Origin of the sequence: Oricola thermophila (assembly GCF_013358405.1) — a bacterium.
Taxonomy (GTDB): Bacteria; Pseudomonadota; Alphaproteobacteria; order Rhizobiales; family Rhizobiaceae; genus Oricola; species Oricola thermophila.
In genome coordinates this window covers 2,733,451-2,753,896 of sequence record NZ_CP054836.1, presented here as the reverse complement: position 1 = coordinate 2,753,896, position 20,446 = coordinate 2,733,451, and the positions used below count along the sequence as shown (strand labels likewise).

18 protein-coding genes are annotated in these 20,446 nt (G+C 65.9%); 5 read left to right on the top strand and 13 right to left on the bottom strand.

All coding sequences use genetic code 11. The features are described 5' to 3' along the window. Window positions 1-11: 11 nt before the first annotated feature. Complete coding sequence (locus tag HTY61_RS13230; protein WP_175277243.1) at window positions 12-437, bottom strand: SRPBCC family protein; 426 nt, start codon at window positions 435-437, stop codon at window positions 12-14. Continuing rightward, window positions 430-777: an ArsR/SmtB family transcription factor gene (locus tag HTY61_RS13225; RefSeq protein ID WP_175277242.1), complete on the bottom strand. Its 348-nt coding sequence runs from the start codon at window positions 775-777 to the stop codon at window positions 430-432. Before HTY61_RS13225 ends, HTY61_RS13230 begins: the two co-directional genes overlap by 8 nt. Window positions 778-1,182: 405 nt before the next feature. Here HTY61_RS13225 and HTY61_RS13220 point away from each other — a divergent pair, with 405 nt between their 5' ends. Beyond that, on the top strand, window positions 1,183-2,499 hold the full coding sequence (locus tag HTY61_RS13220; protein WP_175277241.1) for a DEAD/DEAH box helicase: 1,317 nt from the start codon (window positions 1,183-1,185) through the stop codon (window positions 2,497-2,499). A gap of 3 nt (window positions 2,500-2,502) precedes the next feature. Here the strand turns inward: HTY61_RS13220 and doeB are convergent, their stop codons facing one another. Continuing rightward, entirely contained in the window at window positions 2,503-3,495 is a 993-nt protein-coding gene (gene doeB / locus HTY61_RS13215) for a N(2)-acetyl-L-2,4-diaminobutanoate deacetylase DoeB (protein WP_175277240.1), read from the bottom strand. Between the two features lie 4 nt (window positions 3,496-3,499). Then, a complete protein-coding gene (doeA, locus tag HTY61_RS13210) occupies window positions 3,500-4,681 on the bottom strand; it encodes an ectoine hydrolase DoeA (protein WP_175277239.1) in 1,182 nt (393 codons plus the stop codon). A 201-nt stretch (window positions 4,682-4,882) separates the two neighbouring features. On the opposite strand from doeA, the gene HTY61_RS13205 reads away from it, so the two are divergent. From HTY61_RS13205 to HTY61_RS13195, 3 genes are all read left to right on the top strand, one after another. Then, on the top strand, window positions 4,883-5,365 hold the full coding sequence (locus tag HTY61_RS13205; RefSeq protein WP_175277238.1) for an Lrp/AsnC family transcriptional regulator: 483 nt from the start codon (window positions 4,883-4,885) through the stop codon (window positions 5,363-5,365). Window positions 5,366-5,485: 120 nt separating this feature from the next. Then, window positions 5,486-6,967: an NAD-dependent succinate-semialdehyde dehydrogenase gene (locus HTY61_RS13200; protein WP_197945318.1), complete on the top strand. Its 1,482-nt coding sequence runs from the start codon at window positions 5,486-5,488 to the stop codon at window positions 6,965-6,967. A gap of 27 nt (window positions 6,968-6,994) precedes the next feature. After that, window positions 6,995-8,371, top strand: coding sequence for an aspartate aminotransferase family protein (locus HTY61_RS13195; RefSeq protein ID WP_175277237.1), 1,377 nt, complete (start codon window positions 6,995-6,997; stop codon window positions 8,369-8,371). A gap of 71 nt (window positions 8,372-8,442) precedes the next feature. Here HTY61_RS13195 and HTY61_RS13190 read toward each other — a convergent pair whose 3' ends face one another. Then, on the bottom strand, window positions 8,443-9,252 hold the full coding sequence (locus tag HTY61_RS13190; RefSeq protein WP_175277236.1) for a hypothetical protein: 810 nt from the start codon (window positions 9,250-9,252) through the stop codon (window positions 8,443-8,445). Window positions 9,253-9,470: 218 nt separating this feature from the next. Here HTY61_RS13190 and HTY61_RS13185 point away from each other — a divergent pair, with 218 nt between their 5' ends. Continuing rightward, a complete protein-coding gene (locus HTY61_RS13185) occupies window positions 9,471-10,604 on the top strand; it encodes an aminotransferase class V-fold PLP-dependent enzyme (protein ID WP_175277235.1) in 1,134 nt (377 codons plus the stop codon). Between the two features lie 160 nt (window positions 10,605-10,764). On the opposite strand, the gene HTY61_RS13180 is transcribed toward HTY61_RS13185, so the two are convergent. The 8 genes from HTY61_RS13180 to HTY61_RS13145 all read right to left on the bottom strand — a co-directional run bounded on the left by HTY61_RS13180 (window position 10,765) and on the right by HTY61_RS13145 (window position 20,272). Further along, complete coding sequence (locus tag HTY61_RS13180; RefSeq protein ID WP_175277234.1) at window positions 10,765-11,283, bottom strand: redoxin domain-containing protein; 519 nt, start codon at window positions 11,281-11,283, stop codon at window positions 10,765-10,767. 96 nt (window positions 11,284-11,379) lie between these two features. Next, on the bottom strand, window positions 11,380-12,045 hold the full coding sequence (locus tag HTY61_RS13175) for a hypothetical protein (protein ID WP_175277233.1): 666 nt from the start codon (window positions 12,043-12,045) through the stop codon (window positions 11,380-11,382). Window positions 12,046-12,384: 339 nt separating this feature from the next. Further along, on the bottom strand, window positions 12,385-14,601 hold the full coding sequence (locus HTY61_RS13170) for a 3-hydroxyacyl-CoA dehydrogenase NAD-binding domain-containing protein (protein WP_175277232.1): 2,217 nt from the start codon (window positions 14,599-14,601) through the stop codon (window positions 12,385-12,387). A gap of 10 nt (window positions 14,602-14,611) precedes the next feature. After that, on the bottom strand, window positions 14,612-15,196 hold the full coding sequence (locus HTY61_RS13165; RefSeq protein ID WP_175277231.1) for a cysteine hydrolase family protein: 585 nt from the start codon (window positions 15,194-15,196) through the stop codon (window positions 14,612-14,614). 8 nt (window positions 15,197-15,204) lie between these two features. Continuing rightward, window positions 15,205-16,413: an acetyl-CoA C-acetyltransferase gene (locus HTY61_RS13160; RefSeq protein WP_175277230.1), complete on the bottom strand. Its 1,209-nt coding sequence runs from the start codon at window positions 16,411-16,413 to the stop codon at window positions 15,205-15,207. Window positions 16,414-16,524: 111 nt separating this feature from the next. Beyond that, the gene (locus HTY61_RS13155) at window positions 16,525-17,697 is read right to left on the bottom strand and encodes an acyl-CoA dehydrogenase family protein (protein WP_175277229.1); all 1,173 of its coding nucleotides are present in this window, start codon (window positions 17,695-17,697) and stop codon (window positions 16,525-16,527) included. An 80-nt stretch (window positions 17,698-17,777) separates the two neighbouring features. Then, a complete protein-coding gene (locus HTY61_RS13150; RefSeq protein WP_175277228.1) occupies window positions 17,778-19,574 on the bottom strand; it encodes an acyl-CoA dehydrogenase C-terminal domain-containing protein in 1,797 nt (598 codons plus the stop codon). Between the two features lie 284 nt (window positions 19,575-19,858). Continuing rightward, a complete protein-coding gene (locus HTY61_RS13145) occupies window positions 19,859-20,272 on the bottom strand; it encodes a MerR family transcriptional regulator (RefSeq protein WP_175277227.1) in 414 nt (137 codons plus the stop codon). Between the last annotated feature and the right edge of the window lie 174 nt (window positions 20,273-20,446).

Sequence of the window (20,446 nt, the reverse complement as noted above, 5' to 3'; positions counted from 1 at the left end):
GTTTCGTCAGCTCAGCCGAACGTGCCGGCCAGCGCGTCGAGAATTGCGGTCCAACCCTTGATATGGCCGTCCCGCGCGCCCTCGCTGGCGAACTTGACCTGTGTGAGTGTGAGGTCGGTTGCGCCGTCGCCGGACGGGGCAAGGTCGACGGTCACGGTGCTCCCGTCGACCGAGTGGGGCGATTCCCAGGTAAAGACGAGCCTGCTATGCGGCTTCACTACAAGATATGTTCCGCTGTGGGGAATTTCCTTTCCGCCACTTTCCATGACGATCAGGAAGTGACCGCCTTCACGGCTATCGCTTTCGGCCTTTGGGACGTTGTCGCCCTCGCAGGTGACCATGAATTGCTTCAGCATTGACGGGTCGAGCCACGCGTTGAACACGGTTTCGGGCGTCGCCGGGATCGTCTTCTTCACGGTCAGGGACAGTTCACTCATCTTGCGTGTTTCCTTCTTCAAACAGTTCGCCAAGGCGATCCAACCGCAATTCCCAGATCGAGCGCAGCCGGCGAAACCAGTCGTCGACCTCTCGCACCGGATCGAGTTTCGCCTCGATCAGGTGGACGCGGCCCATCGTCCTGCGGGTCACGAGCCCCGCCGCTTCCAGCACCTTGATGTGCTTCGAGACGGCATTCAGCGACATGTCGTATCGCCCGGCCAGTTCGGTCACCCGGAGCGGCCCCTCCTGAACCAGCGTGGTGAGGAGGGAACGCCGGGTCGAGTCGCTGACCGCCTTCAGGATCTCGGACAGCCGATGGTCTTGCAGTTGTTCACCCATTTGGTTGAATATCGCCTTCCGTGTTATTTGTCAACTGGATGGTTGAATATTGGATTCGCCACGAACCGGCAAGCGCAAACGTCTTTCGCTTGACATTGCACTGCACAAAGCCGATATGAGGCCGGTGAGAGCGGTTTGGCTGCCGCGTGAGCAGCCCGCACCCGCAAGGGCGAAAAGACATCGTCCCGGTGCACGGCGCTTCCTTCCCGGCTTCGATTCCCGATCCGGTTTTCCCAAAGTTCCCAATTCACGCGGGGTGCTGACGATCCGTCGATCCGCAGGACAATTCCGTCCCGGAGAGCGGTCGGGTCGCAACCGCATTGCGTGCCTGCCGGCATGGAGCCGGCCAGGACGCCCAGTTTGCATGGGCGCGGAGAATTCTCCGCGTTCCGAAAGGTACATACATTGACAGATTTCAAGGCCCTCGGGCTTTCCGAACGCGTTCTCCACTCCGTCGAGGCCAACGGATACGAGAAACCGACCCCGATCCAGGCTGCCGCGATTCCCGCGGTGCTGGAGGGACATGACATCATGGGCCTCGCCCAGACGGGCACCGGCAAGACTGCCGCTTTCGGCCTGCCGCTGATCGACAAGCTGCTTGCCGATTCCCGACGTCCCTTCCCCAAGAGCTGCCGCGCGCTGATCCTTGCGCCGACTCGCGAACTTGCCAACCAGATCACCACCAGCCTCCGCGGTTTCGTCAAACGCTCCCGGCTCCAGATCGCGACGGTCGTTGGCGGCCAGTCGATCAACGCCCAGATCCGCGACCTGCATGCCGGCAAGGACATTCTAGTCGCGACGCCGGGCCGGTTGATCGATTTGATGGAGCGCAAGGCAATCATCCTGGCGCAGACCCGTTTCCTCGTCCTGGACGAGGCGGACCAGATGCTCGATCTCGGCTTCATCCATTCGCTGCGCACGATCGCGAAGGCCCTGCCTTCCGAACGCCAGACGCTGCTCTTCTCGGCGACCATGCCGAAGGAGATCGAGAGCCTGTCGAAGACCTATCTCAACGATCCGGTCCGGGTCGAGGTGTCGCCTGCCGGCAAGGCCGCCGACAAGGTCTACCAGTCGGTTCACTTCGTATCCCAGCGCGGCAAGGTCGAACTGCTCAAGCAGCATCTGGCCGAGCGTGATGACGACCTGTCGCTGGTCTTTGCCCGCACCAAGCACGGTGCCGAGAAGCTCATGAAGCATCTGGTTGCGAACGGATTTTCGGCGGCGTCGATCCATGGCAACAAGAGCCAGGGCCAGCGCGACCGCGCGATCCGCGATTTCCGGTCACGCACCGTGCGTATCCTGGTCGCCACCGACGTTGCCGCACGCGGCATCGACATCCCCGGCGTCAGCCATGTCTACAACTTCGACCTGCCGCAGGTTCCCGAGAGCTATGTCCACCGCATCGGCCGCACGGCGCGTGCCGGCGCCGAGGGACGAGCGATCTCCTTCTGCGCCGAGGACGAGGCGAGGATGCTGCGCGACATCGAGAAGCTGACCGGCGTGCCGATCACGGTTGCCGGCGGCGAGCATCCGGGCTTCGGCGCTAGCGGCCGCAAGTCCGGTCGCGGCAGCGGTCGGCCGCAGGGCGGGGGCCGTTCCCCCGACAACCAGAATCGCCAGCGCACCCATCAGGGAAAGCGGTCTGAAGGCGAGGGTGACTCGGCGCGTCCGTCGGGTCGGCCGAAATTCCGACGCAACCGCAAGCGCCGCGCCGCGGCCTGACCGCTAGTCGACGACCTCGGCGATCACGGCGAGGCAGTCCCCGGCCTTTACGAGGCCGGGGAAATGCCGTGCGGCAAGCAGGCCGCCGCGCTTCGCGCGATACTCCACCGGCGTCGCCCCGGTCCTGTCGACCGGCCATATCCGCGCCAGGCAATCCCCCTTCGCCACCGTGTCGCCGAGATCGGCGCAAGGCTCGACAAGACCTTCTTCCGTCGCGAAGACGAAGCAGTCGTCGTCCGGCATGGCAAGCCGGATAGTCGGCCCGGTTTCCGGTTCCCCCTCCAGTATTCCCGCATGCTTCAGAACGTTGCGCAGGCCCTTGCGGGCGATCGCGATCGACTTCGCCGTTGCCGTGCCGCCGCCGCCCAGCTCGGTCGTTACGAACACTTTGCCCTGGTCCTCGACTGCCGTGTCGTACATGCCCACATTGTCGATCTCCCGCATCATCATCGAATAGGGTGCGTTGAACGCCTCCATCGCCGCGACGCAGGCCTGCTGCTGCATGGTGTCGTCGAGAATGTGCGCCGCCGCGAAGGGCAGGAAGTCGAGCGTTTTGCCGCCGGAATGGAAGTCGAGAACGATATCGGCCCTCGGTACCAGCACCGTGTTGAAATAGTCCGCGATCTTCTGCGTCACCGTGCCGTCGGGCCTGCCGGGAAAGCTGCGGTTGAGATTGCCCTTGTCGATCGGCGAGGTGCGCGTGCCTGCCCGGAACGCCGGGTAGTTGAAATACGGCACGATGATGACGCGCCCGCTTGTCTCTTCGGCCTTCAGCGTTGCCGCGAGTTCCTGCAGCGCGACCGGTCCCTCGTATTCGTCGCCGTGATTGGCGCCTGTCAGCAGCGCGGTGGGCCCGTCGCCGTTCCTGACCACCGTGATCGGGATCATCACCGAGCCCCAGGCGGAGTCGTCGCGGCTCCAGGGCAGGCGCAGGAAACCGTGATGCACGCCGTCTTCGTCTAGCGGGATGGTCGGGGAAATCGGGTTGGTCGTCACGGTGTCAGTCCTTCACGAACAGTTTGCGCGGCGTGCTGCAGAAACATTCGACGCCGGTCTCGGTAATCAGGATCGGCTCGGTGATTTCCAGCCCGCCATCGTCCAGCCACAGGGCGGGCATGAAGTGGAAGGTCATGCCGGAGCGCAGTTCGGTCGTGTCGCCGCGCCGGAAGCTCATGGTGCGTTCGCCCCAGTCGGGCGGGTAGGACAGGCCGATCGAGTAGCCGCAGCGGCTGTCCTTGACGAAGCCGAGCCGGTTCAGCGTCGCGTTGAAGGCGTTGGCGATGTCCTCGCAGCGGTTTCCCGGTTTCGCCTGCTCCAGCCCCGCCTCGATTGCTTCCAGCACCGCCTTCTCCGCGTCGAGATATTTCTGCGGTGGCTTGCCGATGAACAGCGTGCGGGACTGCGGGCAGTGATAGCGTCGGTGCACCCCGGCGATCTCGAAGAAGGTGCTCTCGTTCTGCTGCAGCGGGTAGTCGTCCCAGGTCAGGTGCGGCGCGGTCGCGTCCATGCCGGACGGCGCCATCGGCACGATGGCCGGATAGTCGCCCCAGTGGCCATCGGCGCCGAGGATCGCCCTGCGGTAGATTTCGGCGACCAGCACGTTCTTCGCCAAGCCGGGCTCGGCCATTTCGACGACGGCCAGATGCATCTGTTCGACGATGCGCGCGGCGCGGCGCATATATTCGATCTCGGTCGGGCTTTTCACCGCCCGCTGCCAGTTGACCAGTCCGGTGGCGTCCGCGAAGGAGGCCGCGGGAAGGTTCCCGGTCAGCGCCTTGTGGGCCGCCGCCGAGTAGTAGTAGTTGTCGAGTTCCACGCCGATGCGCGCCGATCCCCAGCCGCGTTCCCGGATCAGCTCCGCCAGCGTCTCCATCGGGTGCATTTCGGGGTTCTGGACATAGATGTCCTCGTAGCCGACGATGTTTTCGTCGGCCATCATGACCGTGCGGCGCGCGCCGAGCGCGTCCATGCCGCGGCCCCACCAGACCGGCTCGCCCTCATGCGCGAGCAGAACCGCCTGGTGCGTGTAGAAGGACCAGCCGTCATAGCCGGTCAGCCAGGCCATGTTGGACGGGTCGGAAACGACGATCACGTCGAGGCCCTTCTCGGCCATGGCGCTGCGCGTGCGGCGAATGCGCTGGCCGTATTCCTCCGGTGTGAAATCGCGTCTCGGCTCGGCCATGCCCCAACTCCTCGGACGACGGAAACCCTAGAGGAGGCAAAGAGGCGACAGCGCGCTTGCGGCGTCAAGAAAAATTTCCGCGCTGCAACCTGCCGCCATTGTTGATGAATTTCGCGTCCGCGCTTGTCGCCCGGCGTCATCACCGCGTATGAATTCCGACGCCGGAACGAAGTCCGGCGGCAGGCGCACAGGGATTTTTTCATGCTCAGGCTCGACGACAGGGACATCAAGATTCTCTCGATCCTGTCGCGCGAGGGGCGCATATCGAAGACCGATCTCGCGCGCCGGATCAACCTCTCGCCGACACCGTGCTGGGACCGCCTCAAGCGGCTGGAGCAGGCCGGCGTTATCCAGGGCTACAGGGCCGAGATTTCCCTGAAATCCATTGCGTCCCATGTGGTTGTGTTTGTCGTGGTGGAGCTCGACAACCACCGCGCCGAAACCTTCCAGGCTTTCGAGAAGGCTGTCGATGCCCATGACGAGATCGTCGCGTGCTGGGCGCTTGGCGGCGGCTTCGACTACCTGATGCAGGTCGTGGCGCGGGATATCGATTCCTACCAGCGCCTGATGGACGACATGCTCGAACGCAAGGCGGCGGTGGCCCGCTACTTCACCTACATCGTCACCAAGGACGTGAAGGCCGGCGGGCTGCCGCTCGACCGGCTGCTGGGGACGCCGGAGTAGGATCCGCTGTTTTCCGGCCGATAAAAAGAAAAATCCTCTCCCGTCCGCGCGGGCTTCGGAGGCTCTCTCGCCGGGCTCTCTGCTAGGTCTCGGGTATCGTACTGCAGAGGGAGACGCGCCATGGCAATGCCTGCCGAACGACCCGATTCTCCGATTCGCCTTTCCGATCTCCGCCTGATGCGTTCGCTCGCCTATGTCGGCGGGCGCTGGATCGCCGCTGCGGACGCGGCCTTCGTGCCGGTCACCGACCCGGCGACGGGCCGCCGCATCGGCGAGGTCGCCCGCATCGGGGCGGACGGCGCCGCCGCCGCGGTCGATGCCGCGCAGGATGCCTTTCCCGCCTGGGCCGCGCTGCTGCCGCAGGAGCGGTCGGCGATCCTGCGCCGCTGGTACGCCCTGATCGTCGAGAACCGCGAGGACCTTGCCGCCATCATGACGGCGGAGCAGGGCAAGCCGGTTTCCGAAGCGCGCGGCGAGATCGACTACGCCGCCTCCTTCGTCGAGTTCTATGCCGAGGAAGCGAAGCGCCCGAACATCGAGAGCGTGACCTCGCATCTGCGCGATGCCGAGGTCGAGGTCTGGCGCGAGCCGGTCGGCGTCGCGGCTCTCGTCACGCCGTGGAACTTCCCCTCGGCCATGATCACCCGCAAGGCCGCCGCCGCGCTGGCGGCCGGATGCACGGCTGTCGTCCACCCGTCGGTCGAGACACCGTTTTCCGCGCTGGCGCTTGCCGAGCTTGGGGAACGGGCCGGCCTTCCCGCCGGCGTGTTCAACGTCGTCACCGGCGATGCGCCGGAGATCGTCGGCGCATGGATGAAGGATGCCCGCGTGCGCGCGCTTTCCTTCACCGGCTCCACCGAGGTCGGCAGGATGCTCTACCGCCAGGGCGCCGACACGGTGAAGCGGCTTGTCCTCGAACTGGGCGGGCACGCGCCCTTCATCGTCTTTGCCGATGCCGATCTCGACCAGGCGGTCGACGAGGCGGTGAAGGCGAAATTCGCCACGTCGGGCCAGGACTGCCTCGGCGCCAACCGCTTCCTCGTGGAACGCCCGGCCTATGACGCCTTCTGCAAGGCCTTTGCCGAGCGGACCTCGGCGCTGTCCGTCGGCAACGGCATGGACGATCCCGACATCGGTCCACTGATGAACGAGAACGCCGTCGCCAAGCAGGAGCTGCATGTCGCCGACGCTCTGGCGAAGGGGGCGACGCTGCTCGCCGGAGGCGCGCGCCACGACGCCGGTCCGCTGTTCTTCCAGCCGACGGTGCTGGCCGACGTGCCGCGCGACGCGCTGGTCATGCGCGAGGAGACCTTCGGTCCGGTCGCGGCGATCGCCCCCTTCGACACCGAGGAGGAAGCGCTGGCCCGCGCCAACGACACCGAATACGGCCTCGTCGCCTACCTGCACACGCTGGACCCGCGCCGGATCTATCGCGTCTCGCGCGCGCTCCAGTTCGGCATGGTGGCCGTCAACCGCACCAAGGTCACCGGCGCGCCGGTTCCCTTCGGCGGAATGAAGCAGTCCGGGCTGGAGCGCGAGGGGTCGCGCCTCGGCCTGGAAGCCTTTACCGACGTCAAATATGTCTGCCGTGACTGGGCATGAATTCCCGACAGTGAAAGGAGCCTACCCATGTTGAGAAACGATCCGCTGGAGCAGTGGGACCGCGACCACTTCATCCATCCCTCGACCCATCTCGCGCAGTTCGCCCGCGGCGACATGCCCAACCGGATCGTGACCGGCGGCAAGGGCGTCTACATCGAGGACCGCGAGGGCAACCGCCTGCTCGACGGCTTCGCCGGCCTCTACTGCGTCAATATCGGCTATGGCCGCCAGGAGGTGGCCGAGGCGATCGCGAGGCAGGCGAGGGAGCTGTCCTACTACCACGCCTATGTCGGCCACGGCACGGAGGCCTCGGTCACGCTGGCGCGGATGGTCGTCGAGCGCGCGCCGGAGAACATGTGCCGGGTCTATTTCGGCCTCGGCGGCTCCGATGCCAACGAGACCAACATCAAGCTGGTCTGGTACTACAACAACGTGCTCGGCCGTCCGGAGAAGAAGAAGATCATCTCGCGCCGCCGCGGCTATCACGGCTCCGGCCTGATGACCGGCTCCCTGACCGGGCTGGGCCTGTTCCACAAGCTGTTCGACCTGCCGCTCGACCGCATCCTGCACACCGATGCGCCCTACTATTTCCGCCGTCCCGACCCGGCCATGGGCGAGGAGGAGTTCTCCGATCACTGCGCCGCGGAGCTGGAGGCGCTGATCGAGCGCGAGGGCGCGGACACCATCGCCGCCTTCATCGGCGAGCCGGTGCTCGGCACCGGCGGCATCGTGCCGCCGCCGGCCGGTTACTGGGAGAAGATCCAGGCCGTGCTGAGGAAGCACGACATCCTGCTGATCGCCGACGAGGTCGTCACCGGCTTCGGCCGCCTCGGCACCATGTTCGGCTCGGTCCATTACGGCATGGAGCCCGACATCATCACCATCGCCAAGGGCCTGACCTCGGCCTATGCGCCGCTGTCCGGCTCCATCATCTCCGACAGGGTCTGGAAGGTGCTGGAGCGCGGCGGCGACGAGTTCGGCGCCATAGGCCATGGCTGGACCTACTCCGCCCACCCGATCGGCGCCGCCGCCGCCGTCGCCAATCTCAAGGTGATCGACGATCTCGGCCTTGTCGAAAACGCCGGCAAAGTCGGCAGGTACCTGAACGACAGGATGGCGGAAGCGCTGTCCGGCCACCCGAATGTTGGCGAGGTGCGCGGCGAGGGGATGCTGTGCGCCGTCGAACTGGTCGAGGACAGGGCGTCGCGCAGCTTCTTCGATCCGGGCAAGACGGTTGCCGCCAAGGCGGTCGGCGCGATGCTGAAGCGCGGCGTGATCGCCCGCGCCATGCCGGAAGGCGACATCATCGGCTTCGCCCCGCCGCTCTGCCTGACGGAGGACGAGGCCGACACCATCGTGCGCGCCACGAAGGAAGCCGTCGAGGAAGTCTGCAAGGCGGTGTGAGGACGGCGCGCGGCGTCCTCGCCGCGCCCCGCTCGGGAGCCGGCCATCCGGGCCGAATTGTCGCCCGCCGCTCACGACGTGTTCCATGCGTCGAGCGCCAGCACGTGGCATTCCTTCAGCACCTCTTCGATTTCCGTTCGCGGCCGCCTTCGCCAGCCCGGCGGCAGGCCGGGCCGGAAGGGGCGGAAGCGCCATGGTGCGGGCCTGCGCACGGCGTCGGGCGACAGGCCGGCGATCTCGCCCGCGTCGGCGGCGCGGATGCGCTCGATGGCCCGCTCGAGGCGCGCCTTCCAGCGGGCAAGGCGGGCGGCCTGTCCGTCGAGATCGTCCAGTGCCAGTGCCAGCGCCCGGATGCGGCGCGAGATGCCACGGGCATCCACCAGCTCGTCGGGATCGGCGTCAGGACCGGGCCAGCCTTCTTCCGCGTCGTCATATTCGAGGAAGACATGGCCGAAAGGCCCGTCCAGCCCGGTGACATCGAAGAGGAATGGTGCGTAGCGCTTCCACGGGTCGAAGAGTTGGAAGGACGGACGGTCGCGGTAGAGGTCGAGCAGTTCCGCGTCGGTGGGTTCTGCGTCCGGCTCCCTGTCCGTCCCGTCTTCGGGCGCTGTTTCCGGCTGCGCGTTCGCGTCGGACTGACCCGCGTTGCGTTCCGGGCCGAGCGTCACGTCCCGTTCCAGCTTGCAGGCGGCCATGACGATCAGGCGGCGGGCGGCGAACTCGGCGGGGCGGAGGACAGACAGGATGCGGCTGCGCAGGGCGCGCGGCAGGAAGACCAGCGAACGCCCGGTCCTGATCCCGGCCATGAAGAACAGCCGCGCGACGATCCGCAACAGATCGTCCAGGTTCCGCTCCACCGCCCTTGTCCAGTCGAACTCCATGCCTTTCTCCGTCAAGACGTCACGGGGGATTATCGGCCAGGTGGCGGGGCGTTGGATAAACTTGCTTGGAAAAAAGAATCTGCGAGGCCGGTTCCGCCGGGGGGCTGCCTCCGCGACCGGCTTCGCCGTCTTCCCGCCGCGCCTTCTATGTTTCGGAAAACGGGTCTATAGGGTGCGGTGAAACTGCAATGTGTACATCTTTACAAGGAGCTGAGGGCATGAATGGGACGGCGTCACCGGTGGATCCCGATGGTCTGATGGAATTCTCGGTGGTCTTCACCGACCGTTCCCTCAATCACATGTCGAAGGCGTTCCAGGGCGTCATGAACGACCTCCACGCCATGCTGCGCGAGGTCTATGGCGCCGAGGCCGCCGTCATCGTGCCCGGCGGCGGCACCGCGGGCATGGAGGCAGTCGCCCGCCAGTTCGCGACGGACGCCAGGGTGCTTGTCATCCGCAACGGCTGGTTCTCCTACCGCTGGACGCAGATCCTCGAGATGGGCGACATCGCTTCCGAGACGGCGGTGATCAAGGCCACCCAGACCGGCAACGAAACAACCTCGGCCTTCGCGCCGCAATCCATCGACGCGATCACGGCGAGGATCCGCGAGGAGCGCCCGAACATCGTCTTCGCGCCGCATGTGGAGACGGCGTCGGGCATCATCCTTCCCGACGACTATCTCTCGGCCATCGCCGTGGCGGCGCACGATGTCGGCGCGCTGTTCGTGCTCGACTGCATCGCCTCGGGCGCGGTCTGGGTCGACATGAAGGCGACCGGCGTCGATGTTCTGGTTTCCGCGCCGCAGAAGGGCTGGAGCGCCTCGCCGGCAGCCGGGCTCGTCATGCTCGGCGACCGCGCGCTTGCCCGCCTCGGCGAGACCACGAGTTCCAGCTTCACGTTGGATCTCAAGAAGTGGCACGACATCATGCAGGCCTATGTCGCGGGCGGCCATGCCTACCACTCGACCATGCCGACCGACGCGCTGGTGGTTCTGCGCGACCGGATGGTCGAGACCCGCGATTTCGGCTTCGATCTCGCCCGCGAAAGGCAGTGGGAACTCGGGCGCAAGGTCCGCGCCCTGCTGGCGAAGAACGGCTTCAAATCGGTCGCCGCCCCCGGCTTCGAGGCGCCCGGCGTCGTAGTCAGCTACACCAGGGACCCGGAATTCCAGAACGGCAGGAAATTCGCCGCCGAGGGCATGCAGATCGCTGCCGGCGTTCCGCTGATGTGCGACGAGCCCGCCGATTTCCGCACCTTCCGCATCGGCCTGTTCGGGTTGGACAAGCTGGCGGACGTGGACGGGACGGTGGCGAAGCTGGAAGCGGTGCTGGACAGAATAGCGGAGGGGTGAAGTCCGGACGAGACGAGAAATGTAAAACCCCGGAGAGTGGTCTCCGGGGTTCCATGCCTGATACGTAAGCAACCGCTTACGTTGCCTCATCAATCTTCGCATAGGGGTCGAAGCGGGAATGGAAGCCCCGCCGTTCCCCTCGATTGCCTTCGCGCGGCGTCTAGGCGGTGCCGCGGGGCGGGCGGTCGTTTTCCCTGGTGTAGATCATGCCGTCCAGCAGTTCCTCCAGGTCCGGGCGCGCGGAGGGGCCGTTGGAGATCGCGACCAGCAGCAGGCTGCCGTCGGGGCGGATGACGAAGACGCCGGGCTCGGCGAAACGGCGGTCGGTTTCCGTCTCGGCCAGCGGATCGGAGACATACAGGCCGAGCGTCGCCATCTGCGCCTCGGAAAGGTCATGGCCGATGTCGAAGCTCCAGCCGAAGGTGTCGCGGTCCGCCCGTGCCTTTTCCTCGGGGTCCGCCGAGACGACAGCGATGTCGAAGCCGGCATCGCGCCACCGCTGGCGCATGTCGTTGAGCTTGCTGAGGTATCTCTTGCATCGCGGGCAGTGCCTGCCGCGGTAGACGACGACGAGAACCCAGTTTTCGCGGGTGCCGCCGATCACGATTTCGCCGCCTCCCAGTCTGGGGACGGAGACCGGCGGGAGAATGGCGCCGGGGACGGGTTTGGGCGTTGGCATGATGCGGGGCTCCTCGAGGCAGGCCCCGGCCTAGCACCGCGCCTCCCTGATCGCAAGCAGCGGAACCCGGCACGGGGCCGGGCTCCGTGCCGGTTGTCAGCGCAGCGTGCCGAGCAGCCGGCAGAACTGGACCAGGTCGCGGTCGAAGCCGCCGACGTCGGCAAGCGCCTGCTTGCAGGTCTTGGCGATGACGATCTTCTGCGAGTTCGACATGTTGTTGTAGGCGCTGAGAACGAAGTTCGCGCTGTTGCTGCCACCGCTGTTGCCGTTGCCCCCGCTGCCGCTGCCGCCATTGTTGATGCCGCCGCCATTGCCGCCGCCGCCGGCTCCGCCGCCGCCGAGCGAGATGCCGGCATTCACGCCGCCGCCGCTGCCGCCGAGGCGTGCGCCGACGCCCGCGTTCAGGCCGCTGCCGCCGCCGACGCTTGCCCGCGCGCCGGCACGCACGCCGTCGCCGCCGACGCTTGCGCCGGCGCCTGCGTTCACGCCGCTGCTGCCGCCGACGCTTGCGCTCGCACCTGCACTCACGCCCTTGCTGCCGCCGACGCTTGCGCCCGCGCCCGCGCTCACGCCGCTGCTGCCGCCGACGCTCGCGCCTGCGCCGGCCCCGAGGCCGCCACTCTTGCTGCCGACGGAGGCGCCGACACTGACACCGCCGACCGACACGCCCACGTCAAGCGCGTGCGCGGAGGGCATGACGGCGAATGAGGCGGCGACGATCGCGACCGTTCCCAGTGCCCTGGAATTGAATGAATGCTTCATTGTGCGCTCCATATGTAATAAAAATGCAAGGCATTACTTGCATGCGAAGTCCAGCCGCCGGAAAAATCCGGGGCAACTTGCGAAAAGGCAGTAATGAAATCGAATATTGCACAAGAAGTGCAGCCCCACGCGAGGGGCATCATTGCACCCATAGATAAATGTTCAATGCTTACGCAGGGTTACCTTCGGTGTTGGCTAACGATGTGTTGCCCGGCTGCGTGCATTTTGACCGATGGTGCGGCCGGGCCGCGCGCCGCACGCGGCGTGCGGCGGGCGGGGCATGCGAAAAACCCCGGAGATCGCTCTCCGGGGTTCCGTATTTTATATGCAAGCGCCAGCTTACGCGGCCTTGTCCACCTTCGCGTAGGGGTCGAAGCGGGAGTAGAAGGTCTCGCCGTTCTCGGCCATTTCCTTCAGCAGCTTCGGCACCCTGAACTGCGCGCCGTACTTGCGGCGCAGCCGGTTGGCGAGGTCGACGAAATTCGCCACGCCCATGCCGTCGATATAGGACAGCGTGCCGCCCGTGTAGGGGGCGAAGCCGAAGGCCAGGATCGAGCCGACATCCGCCTCGCGCGGGTCGGTGACGATGCCTTCCTCCATCACGCGCGCCGCCTCCAGCGCGATGGTGACGAGCAGGCGCTGCTTCAGCTCCCCGAAGTCGATGGAGTCGGCGTCCTGCTGCGGGTAGAGCGTCTTCAGCTCGGGCCACAGGTGCTTCTTCGCCGGCTTGGCCGGGTAGTCGTAGAAGCCCTTGCCGTTCTTGCGCCCGTGCCGGCCGTGCTTGTCGACCATGGTGTCGATCAGCTCCATGTGGCGCGGGTCGACGGCCTTCTCGCCGAGGTCGCGGATCGTCTGCTTCATGATCTTCTGTGCGAGGTCGATGGCCGTCTCGTCTGTCAGCGCCAGCGGGCCGACCGGCATGCCGGCCATCTTCGCCGCGTTCTCGATCATTGCCGGCGGCACGCCCTCGATCAGCATCGAGTAGGCCTCCTGCATGTAGCGCAGCACGCAGCGGTTGACGTAGAAGCCGCGCGTGTCGTTGACGACGATGCCGGTCTTTTTGATCGCGCGGACATAGTCCAGCGCCACCGCCAGCGCCTTGTCGCCGGTGCGCTTGCCCATGATGACCTCGACCAGCATCATCTTGTCGACCGGCGAGAAGAAGTGGATGCCGATGAAGTTCTTCGGCCGCTTCGAGTTCTTCGCCAGCGAGGTGATCGGGATCGTGGAGGTGTTGGAGGCGAAGACCGCCGACGGCTTGAGATGGGCCTCGGCCTGCTCCGTCGCCGCCTTCTTGACCTCCGAGTCCTCGAACACCGCCTCGATGACGAGGTCGGCGCCCTCCAGGTCGGCATAGTCGGTCGAGGGCGTGATCAGGGAGAGGAGTTTCTCCTTTTCCTCGGCCGTGGCGCGGCCCTTCTGCATCGCCTTGGTCATCAGGTTGTCGGAATGGGCCTTGCCCTTCTCGGCGGCTTCCTGCGTGCGGTCGATCAGCACGACCGGGATGCCGGCCTTCGCCGTCACGTAGGCGATGCCCGCGCCCATGAAGCCGGCGCCGATGACGCCCACCTTCCTGAACTTCGTCGGCCTGATGCCCTCGGGACGGCGCGCGCCCTTGTTGAGCTCCTGCAGCGAGACGAAGAGCGAGCGGATCATCGACCCGGCCTCGGTGGTCTGCAGCACGTTGGCGAAGTAGCGCTGCTCGATCTTCAGCGCCGTGTCGAACGGCACCAGCAGCCCCTCGTAGACGCATTTCAGGATCGCGGCGGCGCCGGGATAGTTCATGTGCGTCTCGCGGCGCAGGATCGCCGAGGCGGCGGGCCAGAGATTGGCGCCGGCCGGCGAGTAGATCTTGCCGCCGGGCAGCCTGAAGCCCTTCTCGTCCCACGGCTGGACCGGCTTGAGGCCGTCCTTGATCATCTTCCTGGCCGCGGCGATCAGCTTCTTCGGCGGCACGACCTCGTGGACGAGGCCGAGCGCCTTGGCGCGCTGCGGCGTCAGGCTGGAGCCCTGCGTCATCATCTGCAGCGCGTCCTGCTGGTTGGTCAGGCGCGGCACGCGCTGGGTGCCGCCGGCGCCGGGGAAGATGCCGATCTTGACCTCGGGCAGGGCCATCTTGACGGCTTTGGAGTCCGCAACCACGCGGCCGTGGCAGGCCAGGCTCAGCTCGAAGGCGCCGCCCATGCAGGTGCCGTTGATGGCCGAGACCCAGGGCTTGCCGCAGGTCTCGAGCTTGCGCCACAGCCAGCTCATCCGGCCCGCGCCGTCGAACAGCATCTGCATCGCCTTCTCGGGATCCTTCGCCTTCTCGGTCTGGATGATGTCGAACATCTTCTTGAGCATGGTGATGTCCGCGCCGCCGGAGAAGGAATCCTTCTTGCCGGAGGTGAAGACCGCGCCCTTGATGGCGTCGTCGGCGACGACCTGGTCGATGATCGCGTCGATCTCGTCCATCACCTCCTCGGTGAAGACGTTCATCGACTTGTCGGGCATGTCCCAGGTGACGAGCGCGATGCCGTCGGCGTCGGTTTCGACGGTGAAGTTCTTGTAGGCCATTGGGTCCTCCTTATGCCGCGGCGCTGGCGTTCAGCGCGGCAAGCAGGTTTTCGGTGGTTTCGATCGTTGCGAATTCGCCGTTCAGGTTCGACAGCGTCATTGCGTGAATTGTCTCGGCGCTCTCCGTCCGGCCGTCGAAGCCGGTCCGGTCGAACGTGTAGCAGGCGTCGGATACGAGCCGCGCGTCGAAGCCGAGATTGCCCGCCATGCGGGTCGTCGTCTCGACGCAGTGGTTCGTGGTTATGCCGGCGATCACGAGCGTGCCGATATCGCGGGCGCGCAGCTGTGCCTCGAGGTCGGTTCCGATGAAGGCGGAATTGACATGCTTGACGATGACCGGCTCGCCGCCGGCCTCGCGTGCCTCGTCCATCGGCGCGTAACCCGGGTTTTCGGGGTTGAACGCCGATCCGGCCTTCCGCGACGCATGGCGGACGTGGAACACCGCCATGCCCTCGCGCCGGAAGGCGGCGAGGAGCGCGGCGATGTTGCCGACGGCGCCGGGATTGTTTCGGCGCATGCCGCCGGCCTCCCACTCCAGGAAGACCTGCTGCACATCCACCAGGATCAGCGCCGTTCTGGTCCGTTCCAGCGTCATCGGACGAACTACACCCGCTCGATGATGGTCGCGGTGCCCATGCCGGCGCCGATGCACAGCGTCACCAGGGCGGTGTTGAGGTCGCGGCGCTCCAGCTCGTCGAGCACGGTGCCGAGGATCATCGCCCCGGTGGCGCCCAGCGGGTGGCCCATGGCGATGGCGCCGCCGGCGACGTTCATCCGCGAATGGTCGATCTCGAAGGCCTGCATGTAGCGCAGCACCACGGCCGCGAAGGCCTCGTTCAGCTCGAACAGGTCGATGTCCGAGATCTTCATCTTCGCCTTTTTCAGCAGCTTCTCGGTGACGTCGACCGGGCCGGTCAGCATCAGCGCCGGCTCGGAGCCGATATTGGCGAAGGCCCGGATGCGGGCGCGCGGCTCGATTCCCATGGTCCTGCCGGCCTTCTTCGAGCCGAGCAGCACGCCGGCCGCGCCGTCGACGATGCCCGACGAGTTGCCCGCATGGTGGACGTAGTTGATCGCCTCGATCTCGGGATGCTTGGCGATGCCGACGGCCTCGAAGCCGCCCATCTGGCCGGGCATCACGAAGGAGGGCTGGAGCTGCGCCAGCGCCTGCATGTCGGTGCCGGGGCGCATGTGCTCGTCCTTGTCCAGGATGGTCAGGCCGTTCTGGTCCTTCACCGGGATGACGGACTTCCTGAAGTGGCCCTTCTCCCAGCTTTCCGCCGCGCGCTTCTGGCTTTCGACCGCATAGGCGTCGACGTCGTCGCGGCTGAAGCCGTACTTGGTGGCGATCAGGTCGGCCGACACGCCCTGCGGCATGAAATAGGCCGGGATGTTGACCGACGGGTCCATGTACCAGGCGCCGCCCGATGCGCCCATGCCGACGCGCGACATCGATTCCACGCCGCCGGCGATGACGATGTCGTCCGCCCCCTGGGCGATCTTGGCCGCGCCGAGATTGACCGCGTCGAGACCGGAAGCGCAGAAGCGGTTGATCTGCATGCCCGGCGCCTCGGTCGCGTAGCCGGCCTCGAACACGGCGGCACGCGCGATGTCGCCGCCGGCCTCGTAGACCGGGTCCACGCAGCCCATGATCACGTCGTCCACCTTCGAGGTGTCCAGACCGTTGCGGTCGCGCAGTGCCTCGAGGACCCGCGCGGCGAGGCGCGGCGTCGGCACCTCGTGCAGGCTCCCGTCCTTCTTGCCGCGTCCGCGCGGCGTGCGCACCGCGTCGTATATGAATGCGTCAGCCATGTTCCGTCTCCTTGGTTTTCTCTCCCGCGGGGCTTGCGCCTTCGCGGTGTCCTTTTCGGGGACTGCGCCGCGCCGATGTGCCGTTCCGGCCGCGCGCGCGGTCCGCCATGCCTAGAGGCTCCTCGCGATCAGCAGTTTCATGATCTCGTTGGTGCCGCCATAGATGCGCTGCACGCGGGCGTCGCGATACATGCGCGCGATCGGGTACTCGTTCATGTAGCCGTAGCCGCCATGCAGTTGCAGGCAGGCGTCGACGACCTTGCCCTGCAGGTCGGACAGCCAGTACTTCGCCATGGAGGCGAGTTCCGGCGTCAGCCGGCCTTCCAGGTGCTCGGCAACGCAGTGATTGTAGAATGTGCGTCCGACGGTCGCCTCGGTCTTCAGTTCGGCAAGGGTGAACTGGGTGTTCTGGAACTCGATGATCGCCTTGCCGAAGGCCCGGCGCTCCTTGACGTAGTCGATGGTCAGCGCCAGTGCCCGCTCGATCATGGCGATGGCGGAGCCGCCGATCTGCAGCCGCTCCTGCGGCAATTGCTGCATCAGCTGGACGAAGCCCATGCCTTCCTCGTGGCCGAGCAGGTTGGCCGTCGGCACCCGCACGTCGTTGAAGAACAGCTCGGAGGTGTCGTTGGACTTCAGCCCGATCTTGTCGAGGTTGCGGCCGCGCTCGAAGCCGTCCGCGTCGTCGGTCTCGACGACGATCAGCGAGGTGCCCTTCGCGCCCGCGGACGGGTCGGTCTTGGTGACGACGATGATGAGATTGGCGAGCTGGCCGTTGGTGATGAATGTCTTGGAGCCGTTGATGACATAGTGGTTGCCGTCCCTGCGGGCGCTCGTCTTGACTCCCTGCAGGTCGGAGCCGGCGCCCGGCTCGGTCATGGCGATGGCGCCGATCAGCTCTCCGGTCGCCAGCTTCGGCAGCCAGCGTCTCTTCTGCTCCTCGGAGCCGTAGTGGAGGATGTAGGGGGCGACGATGGAATTGTGCAGCGGGATGCCGAAACCGTCGACGCCGACATGGCTGATCGCCTCCAGTATGGCGGTCTCGTGGGCGTAGGTGCCGCCCGAGCCGCCATATTCCTCCGGCATGGAGGCGCAGAGCAGGCCGGCGGCACCGGCCTTTTCCCAGCTTTCGCGGTCGAAGCTCTCGTTCTTCTCGAACTCCTCGTAGCGCGGCAGGATCTCCTCGGTCATGAACCGCGTGGCCATGTCCTGCAGCATCACCACGTCCTCGGTGGCCCAGGACGGCTTCGGAACGCCCAGGATTTCAGCCGGATTGCTCGCCATGTGATCCTCCCGTCTTGCCGCAGTCTCGCAGAATGCCGGGGGCCGGTCGCATCACTTATGGATGAACCGGCCCCCGCCGATCAGAACGAATCCTCGGGCAGCGCCATCATGGAATCGGCGCCCGCCGAGATGCGGGCGAGATGCGCCGATGTCTCGGGCATGATGCGCTCCATGAAGAAGCGGGCCGTCGCCAGCTTCGCCTCCAGGAACGCCTTGCGCGCCTCGTCGCCGGCGGCCAGCCTTTCCTGCGCGGTCTTCGCCTGCAATCCCCACATGTAGCCGAGCGTCACCAGCCCGAAGAGGTGCATGTAGTCGTGGCTGCCCGCACCCGCATTGTCGGGCTTGGCCATGGCGTTCTGCACGAACCACATGGTCGCCTGCTGCAGGTCGTTGAGGCCCTTCTTCAGGTGCTTGGTGAAGAAGCTCATCGACTCGTCGTTGCGGTTCTCCTCGCAGAACTCGCCGACCTCCTTGAAGAAGGCCTGCACGGCGCGGCCGCCGTTCATCGGCAGCTTGCGGCCCACCAGGTCGAGTGCCTGGATGCCGTTGGCGCCCTCGTAGATCATGGTGATGCGCGCGTCGCGCACATACTGGCTCATGCCGTGTTCCTCGATGTAGCCGTGGCCGCCGAAGACCTGCTGCGCCATCACGGCGTGCTCGAAGCCCTTGTCGGTCAGCACGCCCTTGATGACCGGGGTGAGCAGGCCCATCATCTCCTGTGACAGCTCGCGCTCCTCCGCATTGTCGGAGCGGTGCGCCACGTCGGACTTCAGCGCCGCCCAGATCAGGAAGGCGCGGCCGGCCTCGTTGAAGGCGCGGATGGTCATCAGGTTGCGGCGCACGTCCGGGTGCACGATGATCGGGTCGGCCTTCCTGTCCGGCGCGGCTGGGCCGGTCAGCGCGCGGCCCTGGATGCGCTCCTTCGCATAGGCGACGGCGTTCTGGTACGCGACCTCCGAGATCGACAGGCCCTGCAGGCCGACGCCGAGGCGTGCCTCGTTCATCATCACGAACATGGCGCGCAGACCCTTGTTCTCCTCGCCGATGAGGTAGCCCGTCGCGTCGTCGTAGTTCATCACGCAGGTCGAGTTGGCGTGGATGCCCATCTTCTCCTCGATGGAGCCGCAGGTCACGCCGTTGCGCTCGCCGACCGAGCCGTCCTCGTTGACGAGGAACTTCGGCACGATGAACAGCGAGATGCCCTTGGTGCCTTCCGGCGCGCCCTCGATGCGGGCGAGCACGAGATGGATGATGTTCTCGCTCATGTCGTGTTCGCCGGCGGAGATGAAGATCTTCTGGCCGGAAATCCTGTAGCTGCCGTCGCCCTGCGGTACCGCCTTCGTGCGCAGCAGGCCGAGATCGGTGCCGCAATGCGGTTCGGTCAGGTTCATCGTGCCGGTCCAGCGGCCCTCCACCATCTTCGGCAGGAAGGTCTGCTTCTGCTTGTCATTGCCGTGCTCGCGGATCGCGGCCATCGCGCCCTGGGTCAGGCCGGGATACATGGCAAACGCCATGTTGGCGGACGAGAAATACTCGCCGATGGCGGAGTGCAGCACATAGGGCAGGCCCTGGCCGCCATATTCGGGATCGAATGCGAGTCCCATCCAGCCGGCTTCCTTGTACTGCTCGAAAGCTTCCCTGAAGCCTTTCGGCGTCGTCACCGAGCCGTCATCGTTGCGGGTACAGCCTTCCCGGTCGCCGGACTGGTTGAGCGGGAAGAAGACTTCCTCCGCCATGCGGGCGGCCTCGCGCAGGACCGCCTCGACGATGTCGGGCGAGGCATCCGAGAAGCCCGGCAGGTTGTTGTAGCGTTCGTATTTGAAGACGTCGTTGAGCACGAAGAGCGTGTCTTCGACGGGGGCGCGATAGGCGGGCATGAACTCCTCCGAGAGTTGGTTTTCTCGCGCAGCGGACACTGCGCACCGACGTTAGCTGCTCGCTAGCAAATTTTGACGTTTGCGTAAACGTCAAAATTTCCGATTTTTGCGCGACGCCGGCGACATGCGAGCCGGCAATGACAGGAAACGACGGAAAAATGGCCGATTTCGGCCGGAATCGGCGTCGGGCGAAACGAAAAGAAGCCCCGGCATCGCGAAATATGCCGGGGCTCCGTTCAAGCGGTCTGCGGCCCTGGGGGGCGGGCCGGCGCGGCGGGTTGCCGCTAGGCCAGGGCGGAAAGCTGCTCCTTCAGCTTCACCAGGGTCTCGTCGAGCTCCCCGATGGCCTGTTCGACTTCCTCGCGCTGCTTGCGCAAGATTTCCATCTGCTCCGTGCCCTTCTCGATGGCGACGGTGATCTGGCGCCGGTTGTCGCCGTTCGGCTCGTAGAGATCGAGAATCTCCTTGATGTCGAGCAGCGAGAGCCCGACGCGCTTGCCGAGCAGGATCAGCTTGAGCCGGCCGCGGTCGGCCCGGGAATAGAGCCGGGTGTTGCCGATGCGCCGCGGCGAGAGGAGTCCCTTGTCCTCGTAGAAGCGCAGGGTGCGCAGGGTGACGTCGAACTCGTTCGACAGATCACCGATGCGGTAGGTTTCCTCGGGAGATTCGAGAGTGTCTGCCTGGGTGGCCGTATTCATGTCCTTTTCCAATCGTTTCCCGCGCGAGGCGGTTGTTTTGGTTCTTGGGACCGGAAACGTCCATGCCAGCTTCGCCGCGATGCCCTCCGGCGAATCCCGGCGACGAATCCGCTCCATGCCCGCACATTGAACGCCCAGGCAGCCGTCTTATGAAGGTTTCCTAACGTTACCCGG